The sequence below is a fragment of the Streptomyces sp. NPDC058877 genome (genome assembly GCF_042742855.1).
In the GTDB taxonomy this organism is placed as follows: domain Bacteria; phylum Actinomycetota; class Actinomycetes; order Streptomycetales; family Streptomycetaceae; genus Streptomyces.
On the sequence record NZ_JBHYMF010000069.1, the window covers coordinates 1 to 18,826 of the forward strand.

At 71.7% G+C, this 18,826-nt stretch carries 17 protein-coding genes and 2 pseudogenes; 6 read left to right on the forward strand and 13 right to left on the reverse strand.

Going from position 1 to position 18,826, the window contains the following annotated elements; genetic code table 11:
* The 12 genes and pseudogenes from ACFW2Y_RS17945 to ACFW2Y_RS18000 all read right to left on the reverse strand — a co-directional run.
* Positions 1 to 1,497, reverse strand: a 1,497-nt coding sequence (locus ACFW2Y_RS17945) for an FAD-dependent oxidoreductase (RefSeq protein WP_384879698.1), incomplete at its 3' end; no start/stop codon positions are given.
* Between the two features lie 36 nt (positions 1,498 to 1,533).
* The gene (locus tag ACFW2Y_RS17950) at positions 1,534 to 2,769 is read right to left on the reverse strand and encodes a lycopene cyclase family protein (RefSeq protein ID WP_384879701.1); all 1,236 of its coding nucleotides are present in this window, start codon (positions 2,767 to 2,769) and stop codon (positions 1,534 to 1,536) included.
* Positions 2,770 to 2,866: 97 nt separating this feature from the next.
* Entirely contained in the window at positions 2,867 to 3,475 is a 609-nt protein-coding gene (locus ACFW2Y_RS17955) for a lipocalin family protein (RefSeq protein WP_384879702.1), read from the reverse strand.
* Between the two features lie 62 nt (positions 3,476 to 3,537).
* A complete protein-coding gene (locus ACFW2Y_RS17960) occupies positions 3,538 to 3,720 on the reverse strand; it encodes a hypothetical protein (RefSeq protein WP_384879705.1) in 183 nt (60 codons plus the stop codon).
* Between the two features lie 83 nt (positions 3,721 to 3,803).
* Positions 3,804 to 4,070 (reverse strand): annotated as a pseudogene (locus tag ACFW2Y_RS17965) (DUF6479 family protein); the annotation flags it as partial.
* A gap of 326 nt (positions 4,071 to 4,396) precedes the next feature.
* Entirely contained in the window at positions 4,397 to 5,131 is a 735-nt protein-coding gene (locus tag ACFW2Y_RS17970) for an anti-sigma factor (RefSeq protein ID WP_384879708.1), read from the reverse strand.
* A complete protein-coding gene (locus ACFW2Y_RS17975; RefSeq protein ID WP_384879711.1) occupies positions 5,115 to 5,723 on the reverse strand; it encodes an RNA polymerase sigma factor in 609 nt (202 codons plus the stop codon). The genes ACFW2Y_RS17970 and ACFW2Y_RS17975 overlap by 17 nt, the downstream gene beginning before the upstream one ends.
* The gene (locus ACFW2Y_RS17980; protein ID WP_384879714.1) at positions 5,720 to 5,992 is read right to left on the reverse strand and encodes a class F sortase; all 273 of its coding nucleotides are present in this window, start codon (positions 5,990 to 5,992) and stop codon (positions 5,720 to 5,722) included. Before ACFW2Y_RS17980 ends, ACFW2Y_RS17975 begins: the two co-directional genes overlap by 4 nt.
* Positions 5,993 to 6,496: 504 nt before the next feature.
* Positions 6,497 to 7,329 (reverse strand): annotated as a pseudogene (locus tag ACFW2Y_RS17985) (DUF4397 domain-containing protein).
* 265 nt (positions 7,330 to 7,594) lie between these two features.
* Complete coding sequence (locus ACFW2Y_RS17990; protein WP_384879717.1) at positions 7,595 to 8,164, reverse strand: 4'-phosphopantetheinyl transferase family protein; 570 nt, start codon at positions 8,162 to 8,164, stop codon at positions 7,595 to 7,597.
* A gap of 94 nt (positions 8,165 to 8,258) precedes the next feature.
* The gene (locus ACFW2Y_RS17995) at positions 8,259 to 8,489 is read right to left on the reverse strand and encodes an acyl carrier protein (RefSeq protein ID WP_384879720.1); all 231 of its coding nucleotides are present in this window, start codon (positions 8,487 to 8,489) and stop codon (positions 8,259 to 8,261) included.
* 63 nt (positions 8,490 to 8,552) lie between these two features.
* Positions 8,553 to 9,410, reverse strand: coding sequence for a hypothetical protein (locus ACFW2Y_RS18000; RefSeq protein ID WP_384879723.1), 858 nt, complete (start codon positions 9,408 to 9,410; stop codon positions 8,553 to 8,555).
* Between the two features lie 309 nt (positions 9,411 to 9,719).
* On the opposite strand from ACFW2Y_RS18000, the gene ACFW2Y_RS18005 reads away from it, so the two are divergent.
* From ACFW2Y_RS18005 to tpx, 5 genes are all read left to right on the forward strand, one after another.
* Positions 9,720 to 10,838, forward strand: a complete 1,119-nt coding sequence (locus tag ACFW2Y_RS18005; RefSeq protein WP_384879725.1) for a phytanoyl-CoA dioxygenase family protein — start codon at positions 9,720 to 9,722, stop codon at positions 10,836 to 10,838.
* The gene (locus ACFW2Y_RS18010) at positions 10,820 to 12,136 is read left to right on the forward strand and encodes a DUF6271 family protein (RefSeq protein WP_384879727.1); all 1,317 of its coding nucleotides are present in this window, start codon (positions 10,820 to 10,822) and stop codon (positions 12,134 to 12,136) included. Before ACFW2Y_RS18005 ends, ACFW2Y_RS18010 begins: the two co-directional genes overlap by 19 nt.
* Complete coding sequence (locus ACFW2Y_RS18015) at positions 12,133 to 13,863, forward strand: condensation domain-containing protein (protein WP_384879730.1); 1,731 nt, start codon at positions 12,133 to 12,135, stop codon at positions 13,861 to 13,863. The genes ACFW2Y_RS18010 and ACFW2Y_RS18015 overlap by 4 nt, the downstream gene beginning before the upstream one ends.
* The gene (locus ACFW2Y_RS18020) at positions 13,850 to 15,136 is read left to right on the forward strand and encodes an MFS transporter (protein WP_384879731.1); all 1,287 of its coding nucleotides are present in this window, start codon (positions 13,850 to 13,852) and stop codon (positions 15,134 to 15,136) included. Before ACFW2Y_RS18015 ends, ACFW2Y_RS18020 begins: the two co-directional genes overlap by 14 nt.
* A gap of 237 nt (positions 15,137 to 15,373) precedes the next feature.
* Complete coding sequence (tpx, locus tag ACFW2Y_RS18025; RefSeq protein ID WP_384879734.1) at positions 15,374 to 15,874, forward strand: thiol peroxidase; 501 nt, start codon at positions 15,374 to 15,376, stop codon at positions 15,872 to 15,874.
* A 71-nt stretch (positions 15,875 to 15,945) separates the two neighbouring features.
* On the opposite strand, the gene ACFW2Y_RS18030 is transcribed toward tpx, so the two are convergent.
* On the reverse strand, positions 15,946 to 16,356 hold the full coding sequence (locus tag ACFW2Y_RS18030) for a Fur family transcriptional regulator (RefSeq protein ID WP_384879737.1): 411 nt from the start codon (positions 16,354 to 16,356) through the stop codon (positions 15,946 to 15,948).
* 197 nt (positions 16,357 to 16,553) lie between these two features.
* On the opposite strand from ACFW2Y_RS18030, the gene katG reads away from it, so the two are divergent.
* Positions 16,554 to 18,782, forward strand: a complete 2,229-nt coding sequence (gene katG, locus ACFW2Y_RS18035) for a catalase/peroxidase HPI (RefSeq protein WP_384879740.1) — start codon at positions 16,554 to 16,556, stop codon at positions 18,780 to 18,782.
* Positions 18,783 to 18,826 lie beyond the last annotated feature (44 nt).

Below are 18,826 nucleotides of genomic sequence, written 5' to 3' on the forward strand. Positions count from 1 at the left end.
GGTCCACAGGGTCTGTCCCCGCAGGCCCCATCGGCGGAGGTGCACGTTGGCGGCGAGGAATCCGGTCGTCGCGGCCCGCTCCATCAGGGCAACGGGGTACTCCGTGCGGACCAGGTCGCCGGCGACGGTGACGGTCGGGTCGGGGGTGCGGACGGTGGGCCGGTCGCGATGGCCCCCGACGACGAAGAGGGGGCAGTCCGACCTCAACTCGTGTCGCTCGTCGACGATCCGTGCCGCGCGGGTCTCCGGGTAGACGCGGTGCAGCTGTGCGACGAGTTCCGCCGAGGTTCGATGCCGTTCGGCGGCGGGATCGAGGGCGTACGCGTGCAGTTCGACCACCGAGCCGCGGGTCCGGGCGGCCCAGCGGGCCGCTTCGCCCTCCCAGCGTTCGAGCACGCTGACGTTGTCGAGGGGGCCGTATCCGCTGGTGCCGAGGAAGCCCGGTCTGTCCGTGCGCACGGGCCGGTCGAGCCAGAGCCGCGAAACCAGGAAGGGCGGTGCCGTCCGGAGCGAGGCGACCCGGTTGCGCCAGTCCTCGTCGCACAGCATCGGGGACCGCGAGGCGATCGAGCGCAGGCCGTCCGTGTCCACGGCGAGGACGAGGGCGTCGACCTGCTGCGGGCCGGAGGCGGAGGACACCGTGTGGCCTCCGCCGGGTGTCGGGTCCAGCCGGTCGACGGCGGTCCCCACAAGGATGCGGACCCCATGGCTCCGTAGGTAGTCGGCGAGGGGGTTCCACAGCGCCCGGGGGTAGGGCTCGTCGGGAACGTCGAAGAGCAGTCCCTCGGAAGAGCCGAGGAAGTAGATGTGGAACATCAGGACCAGCTCGGCGGCGGAGAGCTCGTCGGGGTCCGCGAAGAAGCTGCGGGAGAACACCTCGAAGGCGAGGTGTTGGGCCGCGGGCGGGAACCGGATGCCGTTCAGGAAGTCCCGTGCGCTGACCCCGTCGTAGCGGTGGTAGACCTCGGGGAGGCTGACGTCGAGCAGGGGCAGCGCCGCGGAGGCGTTCATGCGGGCCAGGTCCCGCCAGCCGAAACTGGGGCTGAGGGCGACGAAGCCGAGAGCGCTCCAGGGGGGCGTGCGGGGCACCCTGGCGAAGCCGTCGGACAGTCCCGAACCGTGCTGCAGCGGATAGTCCGGAAGGCCGGTGAGGTGGTCCAGGCCCGGGTCGATGCGCCGGAGCAGCCCCCGGAGGTTGTAGTACTGGCGGAAGAAGGCGTGGAATCCCCGACTCATGGTCACCGTCGAGCCGTCGTTCAACACCTCCGACCATCCCGCCAGTCGCCCGCCGAGCACGGGCTCCCGCTCGTAGAGGGTGACTTCGACCCCTCGTTCGGCGAGGACCGTGGCCGCCGCGATCCCTGCGATTCCTCCTCCGACGACGGCACAGCTCGGTCGCCGACCGGGCAGCGGTCTGCTGCGCCCCTGGTGGGCGGGGAGCCTGACGGCCTTGCGGTCCCGCCCGCGCGGGGCGGAGCCGGGAGGGGGAAAGCGCATGCGGAAGCTCTCTCTCGTGACGAAGGTGCCGTTGGTTCAGGTGCGACGGCCGAGGAAGGGGAGCTCCGCAGTGGTGCGGAGCATCGTGAGGACGGGGGTGTGCAGGCCGATGCGGAATTCATCCAGCGGTCCCGTCCCGCCGTCCAGGAAGCGCAGCAGACGCTCGGCCGGGACCTCTTCGAAGAGTCGGGTGAAGAAGTCGGGGCCGGAAATGCGACCCGTGTCGATGCCCCGGAGGAGGATCGCGTCCATGGCGAGGGAGCGCCGGGGGTAGGCGGGCGGGGGAAGCGGCTCGCGCCCCGCGTGCACGAGGGAGGCCACGGCCTTCGTCTGGCGCTGGATGGCGGCGAACGCGTACCCGGTGGACGGTCTCACCGCCCCGCCGGCGCTGCCGATCCGGAAGGTGCTCCTCCCTGCCCGGCGCGGATGCCTGGCGTCCGTCATCGCGATGCGTCCCTGTTCCACGGCGCGCACCTCGAAGGACCGGAGCCCCAACAGGGAGCCGGTGTAGTGGCGCAGGGCCTCGTCGTAGGAGTCGTCGGAGAGCGGAGCAGCGCTGAACTCGGTGTACTCCACCAGCGCGCGGTGCGGGGTGAGCGGCAGGACGTATCCGAAGGAAAGGCCGTGCGGCGGTTGCGCGGTGCGGAAGTCCATGAGGTGGACCGCGTCCGGGGCGAAGGCGGCGCGCTCGGTGTGGACGAGCCACCCCTTGAAGTGCTGGAGCAGTCCGACGCGAGCGGGTGGTGCCGGGGACGGCGGTCGGGAGTCGAAGGCCCAGCGGGCCCGGATGCGGTGCTCGGTGCCGTCGGCGGCCCGGCAGATGACGGTGACGCCGTCGGGCCGGTCGACGATCTCGCGGGCGACGGCCTCGACGCGGCGCAGCCCGGTCAGCCTCGGCCGGAGTCCCCGGTCGAACGCGTCGGAGGAGAGCATCTTGTAGCGGAGCCCGCCCAGGTCGCGGTGGAGGGCCCGCCCACCGGGTGCGTGGAGTCGCAGCCGCCCCCATGACGCGGTCAGCCAGTGGTCGTAGTCGCCGGCGCCACGCTCCCAGTAGCACCAGGTCCGCGGCGGGGGGCGGAGCGGGCCCGGGGGTGCCTCGACCAGGGCGACCGAGGGTGCGGCGACGCCGGCCGGAGGGGCGAGCAGGCGCCACGCGAGGGAGAGACCGGCTGCGCCGGCTCCGATGACGACGACGTCGCATTGCACGGGGCCGCTCTCCTCTCGGGTCCTCGGGTCGGCGGTGACGGCGTTCCCGGTGCTGCGGGACACCACGGTCGCAGGGGAATACCCCGGGAACGGCCCGGAGTACTCCGGACTACTGCAGGAGGGGGAAGCCCCACTCCCTCCTCCTGAACATCGCCGTGGTCGGTCAGGGGTGCAGGCCCCAGGCCGGATCGCCGCCGTCCTGGCGGGTCGTGCGGAAGTCGTGCGGGTCGAGTCCGGCACGCCTGACGGCCCGGAGCACCTCGGCGGTCCGCACGGCGTCGAGCCGGGGGGTGCGGGAGAGGACGAAGCCGGAGGTGCGGTCCCGGTCGGTCACCACGGCCCATTCGTAGTGGGCACCGAGACCGACCACGATGTAGTTCGCCTCGGTGCCGTGCCGGTAGCCGTCCCCCTCCGGGACGAAGGAGACGTTGAGGCGGGCGCGGCCGGCGTCGAGGGGCTTCGCCTCTCCCTCGATTCCGCTTCTGGTGCCCAGCCAGGTGGTACAGCTGTTGGCCACTGCAACCGTGCCGCGCACCGTCGCCGTGTACACGGCTTTGACGTCTTTGGCGCACTGGATCTCGAACAGTCTTGGTACGGAGGCGAGTTGCAGCCAGGTTCCGCTGTAGCGGGCGAGGTCCACGGACCCGACCGGGGGCACGTCCCGGGCGTCCCGGGCCGTCGCGGAGGGTGCCATCGGTCCGAGGGCGGTGAGGGCGGCCACCGAGGCGGTGACGGCGGTGGTGCGCCCTGTGGCGGACAGGCGTTGACGCATCGTCCGGATGCTCCTTCCCCGGTTTCCCGGAAGGGGTCGAGGAGCATTCGGCGGCCCGCACGTCACCGGATGCAGCCATTTGATTCGCACATCCGCACGAAGGGTCCCTGTCGGGCGTGCTTCCGCCGCTCGGCGCGGGACGGCGGAAGGGAGGGCTCGCACAGCGGTTCGGTGTCGAGGTCGTACAGGAAGCCTTCCTGTGGTGCCGGCGACACGACGCGGCCCCGGTCAACGGTTCGCGTCATGGGTCCGCACGCCGTCGCCACGGGCTGACTGCGCCCCCGGGTCCGACGGGGCGACGGGGCGGCGGGGCCCCGGCCGCCGGGCGTCAGTGCTCCTCGGCGGAGATCCGTTCCGTGCGCCCGCGCAGTTGGTGCGGTCGCAGCCGCTGACCGCGGTCGAGCCGGGGAACGGCGACCGGTCGGCGGCGTTCCGACGTCTCCCCCGGCAGGCGGTCCGTGAGGGGCCGGCGGGGATGCTCGTGGGGAGCGGGGGGCGTGACGCCCTCCTGCACACGGCATCCGAAGACGAAGGCGGCGATCAACACCGCCACGACGAGAACTCCGATCACGACGTGTATGAGAACCTCCGGCGCAGAGCGGGCTGCATGTCACTCCCCCTTCCAGGGGCTCGCCGTCCGTGGATGAGCGGTGGGGGCGAAAGCACCCGGTTGGCCGCATCGGGCCGGCGTGCTGACGTCTAAGGGCCCGGGAGCGCCGGCCGCGCCGAAGGGACGCCCACCGGGCCGGTCCTCGGTCGCCAGCCGTGGGCGCGCGCTCCCACCGCCGTCCGCTCCGGCCGGGCAGCCGACTCACAGGCCCGGGCGGAGTGCTTCCGGCGCCCCGTGGAGGGGTCGCGCTCGCTTCCGGAGGGAATTCCGGGGCCCCGCCCGCTGCCCGGTCCGGACGGAGCGGCAGCCGGTCAACCGGCGTAGGCCCCGCGGACGAGGCTCTCGCCCGAGTGCTCGACCTTGCCGTTGTAGGGCTGGAGCGACACGTCGACGACGGAGTACTCGTTCAGGTCGATGGTCTCGGGAACGGGCAGGGTCGCGTGCCCGTCGGGGCCCAGGGCCCCCATGGACACCAGCTTGGTGTGGGTGCTGTCCATGAGCCAGACCTCGAAGTAGCCTGCCGTTTCGGGCAGGCCCTTGACGGTGATGTCGAGGGTTCGCCGTCCGCCCTGGTCCTGCAGGCGTGCGTAACCGGCCGAACTGGCGCGCAGGCTTTCCAACCGCTGGCCGTCGGCGACGGTCTGCACCGCGGGTGCTTGCGGTTTCGTCAGCCACCAGGTGATCGCGCTGCCGGAGGCCGCACCGAGCAGGGCCGCGCAGGCCGCCAGGGCGACCGCGAAGCGACGGGTCCGCCGGCCGGCCCTCGGCGGTGACGTCGCCGTGGCCCCGCTCCGGCCACCGGTGGGGAAGGCGACGACCCGGTCGGGGATCCTGAGTTCGGCGGCGATCCCTTCCCACACCGTGTCCGGGGGCGTGAGCAGGTCCTCTTCTGCGATCACCGGTGTCCGCAGGGCCGCCACCACGTCGCGGAGGTGGTCCAGGTCCCGCCTGCACCGCGCGCACTCGCGCAGGTGGATGGATTCTGCTGGATCCGGGCCTTCCCCGAGTGCCATCATCGCCAAGCCCTGTTCATCGACGTGCTTCACCGTCCACCTCCAGCCTCTTCTTCAGTCGCGTCAGACCACGGCGGGTGTAGCTCTTGACAGTGCCGAGGGGCAGCCCGGTGCGTTCTGCGATCTGGGACTGGGAGAGGTCCTCGTAGAAGGCCGTCTTCAGCACGAGTTGCTGTTGTTCGGGAAGGGCCTCCATCTCGCGCGTCAGGGTCACGTACTCCAGCAGTGACTCGGTCAGGGGGACCGATTGCTCCGGGCCGCCCGAGACCGCCGTCACCGTCTCGACGTCCCGCAGGTGTCGTGCGCGGCGGCGCAGCGCATCGATGATCTTCTTGTGCGTGATGCCCAGGATCCAGGTCTTCAGGGAACCGCGGGTCGGGTCGAAGGTCTTGCGCCCGTCCCACGCTCCGACGAACACCTGCTGGATCACGTCCTTGGCCTCTTCGGCGTCACCGAGCTTCCGGACGGCCATGGTGTACACCAGAGGGCCCCATTGGCGGTACGCCTCGTTGAGGGAGGTCTCGCCACCTCCGGAGAACCGCTCTCCCAGACGGTCCGGCTGTTCGGCGCCCGCACCCGCAGTGCCCCCGGCCAGGACCTCGCCACCACCCCAGGGTGCCGTCACCGGGGCACCTCCGCCGCCGTGACGACCAGGTTGTTCTGGTATCCGCCCCCGTCGGGGAGGTACGGTCCGGCGCAGGTGATGAGCGTCAGCACCGGTTCCCCGTCGCGCCGGAAGGCTCCGGACTCGCCGAGGGCCGTCTTGGCGATCGTGCGCCGCGCGACGACGCGATAGGTCACCTCGGTCCCGTCGCGCCGTCCGAGGAGCACCCGGTCGCCTTCCCTGGCTTCACCGAGCACGGCGAGCACGCCCAGACCGCGTCCCCATCGCATCGACGTGGCCGACGATCACGGAGGATCCCCCTCCCGTGCCGGGGGCGGGGGAAAAGCGGTACCAGCCCAACCGGTCCGGATCCTCGGGGACCACCACTTGTCCGTCGGGGGCCACGCCCACGGAGTCGACGGGTGCGCGCACCCCGAGGCGGGGGATCGAGATGCTCTCCGGCGGGGCCGGGGGTCGCGCCGGAGCAGAACGGGGCTCCCCTGCCGGCGGCTGCGGGACGGTTGGGGTGTGCTTCTCGGCGGTCACCGTCGTCCCCGTGCCGGTCCCGGGGCTTCCGAAGTCGGCAGCGGCGTTCGGTTCGGCGGGCCGGAGAGCGACGCCGGAGAGGACCGCTGCGAAGGCACCGAAGAGACCCGCGATCAGCCCGAGTGCCTTCACCCGCCCGGTGCGGGGCTTGCCCATGGTGGAGGAGCCTTCCAGACGATGGGGACCGTCCGCCGCGGCCGGGCCGTCGAGGTCGACCGCGGCGGACGGGACGGTGGGGACGCGCGGGGTCAGCTGGCGTCGGAGCGGCGGCGCAGGAGGTAACCGGTGGTGCCGAGGGCCAGGAGGGCGGCGAGGGACACCGCGCCGATCCGGGCGCTCTGGTTGTGGGCGACCGCCTCTCCGGTCTCGCCCGCGGGGACGCCGGACGGAGCGGAGTGCATGCCGGTGATGCTCTGGGTCTTCAACGCGAGGTTCTGGTCCGCGGCGCTGCCCCAGGCGTAGACGATCGTGTTGCTGCCCTCGGCCAGGTCCAGCGTGGCGGGGCCGAGGGCCACCGTCTCGGTTCCGGCCAGCACCACGTCCGCCGAAATGCTGCCCGCGTCCACCTCGCCCGCCGCCTCCTTGGGGTTCTCCAACCCCTTGAAGACCGGGGTGCCGTCTGCGCGGACGTCCACGGCAGGCGCCGCGGCGACGTGCCGGACGGTGACGCGGGCCTTGCCGGCGGGAACCTTGGAGGTGTCGTTCACGTACGCGTCGAGGGCCGGCTTGCCGTCGGCCGTCAGGTGGGCGACCAGCGTGGCGTTGGCGCCGGCGGGCACCTCCACCGTCTTCTCGATGGCGGGGGTTCCCGCGGGGCCTTCCCCGTCCTTGAAGACCTTGATGTCATAGGAGCCCGCGTCGAGTTTCAGCGGATCGGTGAGCGTGCCCGGGGCGAAGTCCGGCAGCAGCTCCTCGTCACCGGCGTACACGTCCACGGTCAGCCCGGGCACGGCGTGCAGCACCGACACCGTGGCCTGTGCGTCTCCGGCCTGCGACGCGGCCAGGGCGGGAACTCCGCGGACACGGAGAGGACGACGGCGGTACCGGCGGCGAGGAGTGCGCCCGTCGTACGAGCGTTCATGGCGATCTGCCCTTCATCCGGTCGAGGTGACCTCGAACCTTGTGTTGGGGAGGCATTCGCCCGTCAGGTGCCGATCGGTTTCACCCGACGGCCGGTTTTTCCGGATGGCCAGGAGCCGGGAACGCACCCCTTTCCCGCACCGGAGGTGCGGTTGGCCACGCTCCGGGGACCGTGTGCCCGTTCGATGACCGGAGGACGGGCCCCGTGACCGGGACGCGGTCCGCCCCGCGGGAGCGGTCCCGCGACGGGCGGCTCCGTGCGGCCGTCAGGATCCCGCCGCGACGCGGGAGGTGGTGCTGGCGACCGCCACCACGGCACGCCGGTCGCGATCGGTCCATTCCGCGAGCCGCAGGCCCTCGCGGCCGCCCGCCTTGAAGCGGGCCTCGCCCCGCACCCAGAGGCGGAGCAGCTCCGCGTCCGGGTCCGGCGCGGTGAGGGCCTCGTCCACTTCGGCCTCGGGCAGCAGCCTCCGGAGCACGGGCAGGGGGCCGGGACGTCGGCTCTCGGGCTCCACGTCCACGCCGACCGGGCCGGGGCCGACCGCCGCCGCGACCAGTCCGTCGGCGTGGCTCAGGCTGACCCCGAGCCCGGGGTACCGGCTCAGGTGGGGGCGCCCGTGACCGCGCTGCCCGCACTCGGCGCAGAACTGCTCAGGGCCCGCGGCGTCCGGCGGGAGTCCGGTGAATCGGGCGATGCAGAACCGTACGAGGAGGCGGGCCGCCAGCACGTCGTCGCGGCGCCCCGGGACCCGGATCCGGTCGAGCCGTTGGCGTTCCCACGGGGCGAGCAGTCCCTCGTGGAGTTCCGGGTGGTCCAGGACCTCCCCGGTGGTCATGACCGCGGCCAGTGTCCCCGTGGTCGGAACGGTCGCGGTCGGAGGGGACGGGGGCGGCACGGTCAGACGCGCCGATGCGGTCGGGAAGGCGACCTCACTCGACCCCGCTCAGGAAGCGCTCCTGGACGCGGCCTATGGTCCGGAAATCGTCGATGGTGACTTCCTGGAGGTCGATGGAGCTCCCGGACAACTCTTCCAAGAGGTCGATGAACTCCAGGAAGTCCATGGAGTCGATGAGTCGGGCCTCGATGAGGTCCTCGCCGGTGTCGATGGGCCCTTCGAGACCCGGGTTCTTCTCGTGGAGCCAAGCGGTGATGGGTTCCATGGGGTGCTCCTTGCTGTGACGGGGTTCGTGCGCGCAGAGGCCGGGCGCGTGCCGGAGCACGTCCTAGCCGCGGGCGTCGCGGAGTCGATCAAGCGCCTGCTCGGGAGTGCCGTGGGCGAGGACCATCGCGTGGACCCAGCGTTCGACGCCGAAGGCGACACAGGCGCTGTAGGCGGGGCCCTCGGCTCCCGCGCGGATGTCGAGGCGCTCACCGAAGAAGTTGCGGTGCCGGTTGACGGAGGCGATGGCCGTGCCGTCGGGGGCGCTGAACTCGTGCTTGACGGGATCGAGCGCCATCAGGCGGGCCCGGGAGCCGCCCTTGTCGTAGAAGGGGTCGTCCGCCACGGCCCGGTTCAGCTCCAGTCCGAGGCTTGCGGCGGCCTCCCGGATGAACTCGGCTCCCCTTTCCAGGTGTTCGAGCGCTCCCTGTTTGGTGCCGAGGTAGAGGACCTCACGCATGTGGAAGCCCCACAGCCGCTTCAGCCCCTCGTAGTGGGTCTCGTTCCGGAAGCAGCGGCCGACCGCGGAGAGGCGCAGCCCGTCCTCGCCGACGTCCCGGCCCTCCAGGGAAAGGAGCAGGCCGTAGCAGGTGGCGGACGGCAGGAGGTAGCCGGTGGGGCGGAGCGGCAGTTCGGCCGGCGCCTCCCCGGCGGCGAGGCCGTCGAGGGCATCGGGGGCGAAACGTCCCGCGGAGACGCCGAGGTGGGGGAAGTTGCGGAAGAAGTCGAGACGGGCGAGCCCCTCCACGGAGAGCAGCGGCGGGCCGACCACCTCGGGGGCGGAGAGGCGTGCGGCCAGGCCGCCGAGGAGTTCGTCCAGTCCGTGCAGCAGGGCGGTGCGGACCGGGTCGAGGACCATCAGGCCGGCGCCGGGGCTCTTCAGACCGCCGACCGGCAGCACCGTCGTACCGGGTGTGCTCATGGAAAACCGCTCCCTCTGGGCGTGGGCGAACAGTCGAGGCGTGGGGTCTTCGTCGACCACGGCACGGCGAAGAAGCCGCCTGACGCACCATCAGGGACCGGACTACGCAAGGGGACCTTAGGCCAGCTCGCCCATGGTTGTCTAGACCAAAGTCGCCTCACTCCGGGCATCTCCGTCATGTACACCCCGCTTCCCTCGGGTCACCAACTGTGCTCATCGAGCACAGACTTGACAGGAGCCCTGGTCTAAACCAATTCTTCTGAGCGACGTGGCCGCCTGACCTCCGGCCACCGCCTCTGGAGGGACTCCATGACGACACCCGCCCCGTACCGCGCCGCCCGCCGCCCCCATCTGCACCGGGCCGCTTCGGACGTTCCGTACTTCAGCGCGGACGGCGAGTCGTACCTCGCCCAGACCACCCTGCGGGAGCTGAAGAAGTCCCGGCCGCTGCGGGTCCTCTCCGAGGACGACTTCGCCCACTGGCAGACGTACGGCTACGTCATCGTCCGCGAGGCGATCCCCGCAGAAGCCGCCCGGCGCCTGCTCGACTTCACCTGGGACTTCCAGGGCCTGGACCCGAACCGGCCGGACAGCTGGTACGAGGACCGGCCCTTCCGCTCGGAACTGGACCGACAGCTGCACGTGTACGGCTTCGTGGAGGCCTACCACCACCAGCTGCTCTGGGACAGCCGCCAGTCGCAGCGGGTCTACGACGCCTTCGTGGACGTCTGGGACTGCGAGGAACTCTGGGTCACCCAGGACCGGCTCAACCTCAACCCGCCCAACGTCAAGAACCGCGACCGCGCCCTGATCGAACCCACCGACCGGGGCTTCGACATCGAACTGCACTGGGACATCGACACCACGCTCGGCGTGCCCCCGCAGCGCGTGCAGGGCATCATCGCGCTCAACGACACCCGCCCGGAATCCGGTGGATTCCAGTGCTGTCCGGAGCTCTTCCGGCGCTTCGAGGAATGGAAGCCCGGCCAACCCACGGACCGGGACCCCCTCCGGCCCGCCGTGGACCGGTCGGAGTTCCCCGTCGTCCGGCCCGATCTGCACCCCGGCGACCTGCTGATCTGGAACGGGCTCCTCGCCCACGGCGTGGCCCGCAACACCTCCACCGACCAGGTCCGCGCCGTCCAGTACCTGTCGATGATGCCGGCACTGGAGGAGCACACCAAGCTGCGGAGGTCCCGTGTCGAATCCTGGCGTCACCTGCGCACCCCGCGCTGGAACCGCACCCTGGTCGGCGACCCCGTCCTGCACGAGTCCAAGCGCTACCCCACGGCCACCCTCAACGAGCTCGGCAGCCGTCTCCTCGGACTGACCTCCTGGCGGGACAGCGCCGGGGCCACGGCCAGGGGCACGAGCGGGGACCTGCACGGGCACGCGGACGAGGAGTCGTCGTGCGCCGCGTCTGCCTGACCCTGCCCACCAACCGCCCCTGTGCCGAAACCATCCGGGCGGTCGCCGAAGAAGCAGCGTACGGCGCCCGCCGCTTCGGCGTCGAGGTGCACCTGCTGGTCCTGGACTCCTCCGGGGCCGAAGCCCTCGCCGGGCACCGGGAGACCGTGGCCGCACTGCCCCCCGTGCCGGGCGTGGTCGTCCACCACCTCGACGAGACCGAGCAACGCGCCTTCCTGCACGGGGTGATCGCGCGGTCCGGCACCGCCGGGGCCGATCGACTGCTGGAGCTGATGCTGCCGTCCGGGGTCTCCTACGGCGCGTGCACCAACCGCGCCTTCCTGTTCGCCGAGGCCCTGGGCTGCGCCTCGGTGCACCGCCGGGACTCCGACAGCCGCTACCAGCACCTGGACGGCGAGCCGGTCTTCCCGATCCACCACGAGCTGGCGGCGCTCGGCCGTCGAGCCTCCGACGCCGCCGGACTGGTGAGCCGGAGCCGTCTCGACCCCGCCTGCGCCGACCGGCCGGTGGCACTGGTCGGAGGGTCCTTCGTCGGCGAGATGTCCGTGGACGTCGCGGAGATCCACAGCCTCGATCCCGCCGTCTACGAGGACCTCATCGGACTGACCGTCCCGGACGGGTATCCGGAGATCTGGCGCCGGAACCTCATTGCGGAATCGTTTCGGGGGGCCGGGACCACCGGGTTCACCCGTGACCTGAGCACGCTCACCTCGGTCAGTCCGATGCGCGTCGACATGTGCAACATCGCCCTCTCCCGCGCGGTCTACGGACGGGTTCCACTGCCGCCCGCCACCGACACCATCGGCAGCGACTACTTCCTCCTCCACCTCGTCCACGACGCCCGGCTGCCCGGTGTGCTGCACAACCGGCACATCATCAACTTCCACACCGGAGAGCGGCGTTCGGACCGGGGTTTCCTCGCCTACCAGCTGCGGTTCGTGAAGTTCCTGCTGGCGACCCCGCACCTGCGCACCGTATACGCGGGGACCGCCACGGCCGGTGACTCCCTGCTCGACGCCGGGGGCGAGATCCGCGCCTCGGCCGTCGCCGACCTCGTCCGGAGCAGCACCCGGCTCGACCCCCTGGAGAACGCCGAACGACTCGACGTGGTCGACCGCTCCTACCGCAAGCTCGGCGGTCGCTACGCAACGGCGGCGGACCTGCTCGCCGACCGCCGCGCGCAGCTCGTCGAGGAAGCCCGTGCGGACATGGCCGAATTCGCCCTCCTGATCGACGCTTGGGCAGCGCTGGTCCACGCCAGCCGCACCCACCGGCCCCTCCCGGAGGACACCGCATGACGAAGACCCACAGCCTCACCGTCCGCTACACGGGTGGCGAGGAACGCCGGGGGCCGGTGACGATGGGCCAGGCCAACATGATCCGCTGCATGCTGCGGGACGAACCCGAGCACATCAACATCCACGACGTGTGGCCGGTGCCCACCGGGACCCGCACCGAGGAGGTCGTCGACGCGCTGCGCGCCCTGGTGGTGCGGCACGAGGCACTGCGCACGACCTTCCCGCACCTGCCGGGCGAGGCTCCCCGCGAGCAAGTCGTCCACTCCTCCGGTGAATTCGCCGTCACCGTGCTCGACCACCCGGAACTCCCCGAGGAGTCGGCCGAGTACGCGGACGCCGTGGCCCGGCTCGGCCGCGTCGAACGCTTCCGCTTGGACCGGGACTTCGGCCTGCGGATCTCCCTCATCGCCCGGGCCGGCACCCCCGTGTTCGTCGCCCTGGCCGCGAGCCACGCGCTGACGGACGTCAGCGCCCTCTCCGTCCTGGAAGAGGACTGGCTCGACCTCCTCGCCGGCCGGACGCTCCCGCCCGTCACGGCCTTCACCCCGCTGGACCTCGCCGCCGAAGAGGCGACCGCTCGCGGGGTCCGGAAGTCCCGGGCCTCGCTGCGGCACTGGGAGCGGATCATCCGCACCGAGCCCCAGGCGATGTTCGCGGAGCCCGGCGCGGACGGCGCCGAGGTCGCCGCGGAGCAGTTGACGCTCCGGTCGCTGCGGGGCGCCCGGGCCCTCGCCCTCGTGGCGGAGCGCACCGGCGGCCTGCCGTCCACCGTGCTGCTCACGGCCTGGTGCGCACTCGTCGCCCACCGGGCCGGCCAGCCGGTCTGCGTAGCCGCCGTCCCGACCTCCAACAGGTTCCTGCCCCGGCTCGCCCGCTCGGTGAACACCGTGTCCCAGGACGCGCTGCTCTCCCTCGACATGCGGGTGCCGTCCTTCGACGCCCTCTTGAGCAAGGCGTGGGGCGCAGCGCTCAACGCCTACCGGCACAGCCAGTTCGATGCGGTCCGACTGTGGGACATGATCGACGCGGTCACCCACGAGCGCGGCAGCCGGTTCGCCCGCGACGTCGTGTTCAACGACGTCAGCGCACTCCCGACGGCCCCGCCCGCGGCCGATGCCGACGGGCCCGAGTTCGAGGTGACCCGGGGACCGGTCCAGGTGTTGCCGACCCGTGTCCTGACCTTCGTCCACGAGACGGCACCCCTGCTCAGGCTCGGACTGTGGTTCGATCCCGCCCTGTTCGCCCCGGAAGAGGCCGAGGGCTTCCTCGCCGGCCTCGTACGACTCCTGGAGGCGGCCTCGACGCAGGACGTGCCGCTCTCCGCACTCACCGAAGTGACGGGGGTGCACCCCGTCGAGCGCGGTGCGAAGTGGCTCCGCGTGGACGGTTGCTGGGTGTCGCCGTCCGAAGTGGCGGAGGTGCTGGGCAAGGCCCTGGGGGGCGTTCCCGTGCACGTCGCCCCGGACCCGTCGGATGCGCCGGAGGGCCAGGTTCCGGCCGGTCTCACGGCGTTCATCGCCGCCGGTGCGACCCCGCTCTCTCCGGCGGAGGCGCACACGGCCCTGCTGGAGGCCCTTCCGGGGCACCCCGGCGTACTGGCCCCTCGCCGGTACGTGATCGTGCGGGACGCGCCCGTGGAGGCGGACCGGACCAGTGCCTGGCTCGGGCAGCGGATTCTCAGGGAAGGGGCCGGCCGCGACCGGCGCATGCGACATGACGACGAATGACACCACCGTCCAGCGGGAGCAGGACTCCCTTCCCAGCCCGTGGCGTTCGAGTCGCTTCCGGCTGTTCTTCACCGCCCGCAGCACTTCGCTCCTCGCCGACGGCATGCTGATGGTCTCGCTCACGACCGCCGTCCTGGGGGCGGGGTACGGTGCCGCGGGCGTGGGCTACGCACTGGCCGCCTGGATGGCGCCGATCGTCCTGCTCGTGCTCTTCGGAGGCGTGTTCGCCGACCGGTTCACCCCCCAGGTGATGATGGTCGGCGCCGACGTGGTGCGCATGGTGGCCATGCTGGCGCTCGCGGCGCTGCTCGCCTTCGGCGACATGCGGTTGTGGCACATGATGGCGCTGCTCGCGCTCAGCGGCGCGGCGACGGCCATGTTCCAACCCGGTCTGGCGAGCCTGGTGCCCCGGGTCGCCGAGGACATCCAACGGGCCAATGCGCTGCTCCGGGTCTCCGAGTCGATCTGTACGCTGGTCGGCCCCGGTCTCTCCGGTCTGCTCGTGGCGTACTGGGACGTCGCCGGCTCCTTCCTCGTGATTGCCGCTGCGTACGCGTGCAGTGCGCTCGGTCTGGCACCGCTGCGGAAGCTCGGCACCGCGCGGGACGAGAGCGACGACCCGATCTGGCAGCGGCTGGCCACCGGCTGGCACGAGTTCCGGTCCCGTTCCTGGCTGTGGGGCGTCATCGCCGTTTGGTCCGTCTACGGGCTGTTCGTCTTCGGCCCGGCCCTGCCGCTCGGTGCGGCACTGCTCACCGAGCAGCACGGCGCGAGCGGGTACGGCTGGATCGCCTCTGCGGACGGCGCCGGCACGATCCTCGGCGGACTGCTCGGCCTGCGGGTCAGACCGCGCCGGCCGCTCGTCGCGGGTGCCTGCGCCATGTTCTTCTTCTCCCTCAACCCCCTGGCCCCCGCGCTGGGATGGTCGTTCACCGTCACGGCGCTCACCGGTGTGGTGGCCGGCTGCGGCTTCGCCTTCTGGGGCGTCATGTGGGCGACGAGCGTGCAGTCCCACATTCCGCTCGCCGTCCTGAGCCGTGTCTCCGCGTACGACGTCGCCGGTTCCATCATGGTCATCCCGCTGGGCCGGGCGCTGTCCGGACCGGCCGCGGACAGCGTGGGGGCGGACCGCGTCCTGTTGTTCTCCTCCGTGATGGGCCTGGTGTGCATCGCCGTCATGCTCTCCGTGCCGGCCGTCCGTGCGCTCCGTCGGGCTCCGTCGGACGCTTCCGGGACGGGCCCCGGGGAAAGGGTTCCGGCCGCCGACGGCTGAGCGCCGCCGCCGGTCCCGGGAAGCCCTTGCACCGGGGCGCGCAGCGGTCCACCGTGGGCACGGGCGGAGGGCGGTGATCCGGCGCCCCGGGCGGACGGCGGCCCACCGGGGCCTTCACGCGGCGCGCCCGGCCCACCGCGCCCCGTGACGGGGGTTCCTCGGCGGCCGTGTCGTACGACCCGGCCAGCAGTCCGTACGATTCCTCCCGTTGCCATCCTTACGTCTGAAGGAGATCCCATGGCCCAGGTCACGCTCAAGGGCAGCCCCGTGCAGGTCAACGGCGCCCTGCCGACCCCCGGCAGCTCGGCTCCCGACTTCACCCTCGTCGCCGAGGGGCTGGCGGACAAGTCGCTGAAGGACTACGCCGGTCTGCGCAAGGTCCTCAACATCTTCCCGAGCGTGGACACCCCGACGTGTGCCTCCTCCGTCCGCGCGTTCAACGAGAAGGCCGGACAGCTGGAGAACACGGTCGTCCTCTGCATCTCCGCCGACCTGCCCTTCGCCCAGGCCCGCTTCTGCGGTGCGGAGGGCCTGGAGAACGTCAAGAACCTGTCGACCCTGCGCGGTCGGGAGTTCCACACCAACTACGGCGTGGAGATCGCGGACGGCCCGCTGGCCGGCCTGACCGCCCGCGCCGTCGTCGTGCTCGACGAGAACGACACCGTCCTGCACGCGCAGCTCGTGGGCGAGATCGCCGACGAGCCGAGCTACGAGGAGGCGCTCGCCGTCCTGAAGTAGTCGTCACCCGAGCAGGACGCCCAGGAGGAGCCCCCCACCGACCGCGGTGGGGGGCTCCTCGCGCGTCCCGCTCAGGCGCACCCCGGGCAGAGCCCCCGATAGGTGACGTCCGCCTTCGTCACCGCGAAGCCGTAGCGCTCCGCGGCCGGCAGGACGGCGAGCGGGTCCCCCGTGGGGTGGACGTCGCGGATGGTGCCGCAGTTCGAGCAGACCAGGTGCTGGTGCGGCCGGTGCGCGTTCGGGTCGTAGCGCTTGGCCCTCCCGTCCGTGGAGAGTTCCACGACCTCCCCCAGGGCGACCAGCTCGCCGAGGGTGTTGTAGACCGTCGCCCGGGCGATCTCGGGGAGCCGCGCCACCGCACGCGCGTGCACCTCGTCCGCCGTGAGGTGGACGTGTTCCCCGGCCAGGACCTCCGCGACAACCCGTCGCTGGGACGTCATCCGCCAGCCGCGCGCTCGCAGGCGCTCCAGCAGGTCACTCATGTCTCACCCCTTCTACGTCGACGGCCTTGGCATCGTTCTTGACTTGGACAAGGTCCATTGTAGGATCGGTTTCGTAGATGGCCAAGGGACAGGAAGATTCCGGAACGCCAGGAGAGGTACCCGTGAGATCCACGCCCGTCCCCTCCGCCGACCGCACTTCCTTGGCACTGTGATCCGCCAGGTCCGGAAGGATTCCCATGTCTGAGAACCGTGAGAACCACGACGCAACCGTCGTAGACGCGAAGCCGGAGGGCGGCTGTCCCGTGGCGCACGGGCGCGCCGCCCACCCGACCCAGGGCGGCGGCAACAGCCAGTGGTGGCCGAACCGGCTGAACCTGAAGATCCTCGCCAAGAACCCCGCCGTGGCCAACCCGCTCGGCGAGGAGTTCGACTACGCCGCGGCCTTCGAGGGCCTCGACCTCCCGGCCGTGAAGCAGGACATCGCCGAGGTCCTGACGACCTCGCAGGACTGGTGGCCGGCCGACTTCGGCCACTACGGCCCCTTCATGGTCCGCATGGCCTGGCACAGCGCGGGCACGTACCGCATCAGCGACGGCCGCGGTGGCGCAGGTGCCGGCCAGCAGCGCTTCGCACCGCTGAACAGCTGGCCGGACAACGGCAACCTGGACAAGGCGCGCCGTCTGCTGTGGCCGGTCAAGAAGAAGTACGGCCAGAACATCTCCTGGGCCGACCTCATGATCCTCGCCGGCAACGTCGCCCTGGAGTCGATGGGCTTCGAGACCTTCGGCTTCGCCGGCGGCCGGGCGGACGTGTGGGAGCCCGACGAGGACGTCTACTGGGGCCCGGAGACCACGTGGCTCGGCGACGAGCGCTACACCGGCGACCGCGAGCTGGAGAACCCGCTCGGCGCCGTGCAGATGGGTCTCATCTACGTCAACCCCGAGGGCCCCAACGGCACCCCGGACCCGGTGGCCGCCGCCCGCGACATCCGCGAGACCTTCCGCCGGATGGCGATGAACGACGAAGAGACCGTTGCCCTCATCGCGGGCGGACACACCTTCGGCAAGACCCACGGTGCCGGCCCCGCGGACAACGTGGGCGCCGACCCCGAAGCCGCTCCGCTGGAGGCCCAGGGCCTCGGCTGGAAGAGCACGTACGGCACCGGCAAGGGCCCGGACGCCATCACCAGCGGCTTGGAGGTCACCTGGACCACCACGCCGACCCGGTGGAGCAACGGGTTCTTCAAGAACCTGTTCGAGTACGAGTACGAGCTGAGCAAGAGCCCCGCGGGCGCCCACCAGTGGGTGGCCAAGGACGCCGAGGCGGTCATCCCGGACGCCTACGACCCGGCGAAGAAGCACCTGCCGACGATGCTCACCACCGACCTGTCGCTGCGCTTCGACCCGGTCTACGAGCAGATCTCCCGGCGGTTCTACGAGAACCCGGCCGAGTTCGCGGACGCCTTCGCCCGCGCCTGGTACAAGCTCACCCACCGCGACATGGGCCCGGTGGTGCGCTACCTCGGCCCCGAGGTCCCGTCCGAGGAACTGCTCTGGCAGGACCCGCTGCCCGCCCGCTCGCACGAGCTCGTCGAAGCCGCGGACATCGCCTCCCTCAAGGAGCAGGTCCTCGCCTCGGACCTCACGGTCACCCAGCTGGTCTCCGCCGCCTGGGCCGCTGCCGGCTCCTTCCGCGGCAGCGACAAGCGTGGTGGCGCCAACGGCGGTCGCATCCGTCTGGAGCCGCAGCGCACCTGGGAGGTCAACAACCCGGAGGAGCTGGCCCAGGTGCTGCGCGTCCTGGAGGGCGTGCAGGAGCGCTTCAACTCCGCCCAGAACGGGGGCAAGCAGGTCTCCCTGGCCGACCTCGTCGTCCTCGCGGGCGTCGCGGCGGTCGAGAAGGCGGCCCGGGACGCCGGCCAGGAGATCGAGGTGCCGTTCACGCCGGGACGCGTGGACGCCGGCCAGGAGCACACGGACGTCGAGTCCTTCGCCGCCCTGGAGCCCGTCGCGGACGGCTTCCGCAACTACCTGGGCAAGGGCAACCGGCTTCCGGCCGAGTACCTGCTCATCGACAGGGCGAACCTGCTCACCCTGAGCGCGCCCGAGTTGACCGTCCTCGTCGGCGGTCTGCGCGCCCTGGGCGTGACCCAGCCGCAGTCCTCGCTGGGCGTCCTCACCGAGACGCCCGGCAAGCTGACGAACGACTTCTTCGTCAACCTGCTCGACCTGGGCACGGAGTGGAAGTCCACCTCCGAGGACCAGACCACGTTCGAGGGTCGTGACGCGGCCACCGGCGCGGTCAAGTGGACCGGCACCCGCGCCGACCTGGTCTTCGGCTCCAACAGCGAACTGCGCGCGCTGGCCGAGGTCTACGCGAGCGACGACGCCAAGGCGAAGTTCGTCCAGGACTTCGTGTCGGCCTGGGACAAGGTGATGAACCTGGACCGGTTCGACATCGCCTGATCCGCTGCTCACCGCGCGGCCCGGCCCGGGTGGCTTCCACGCCC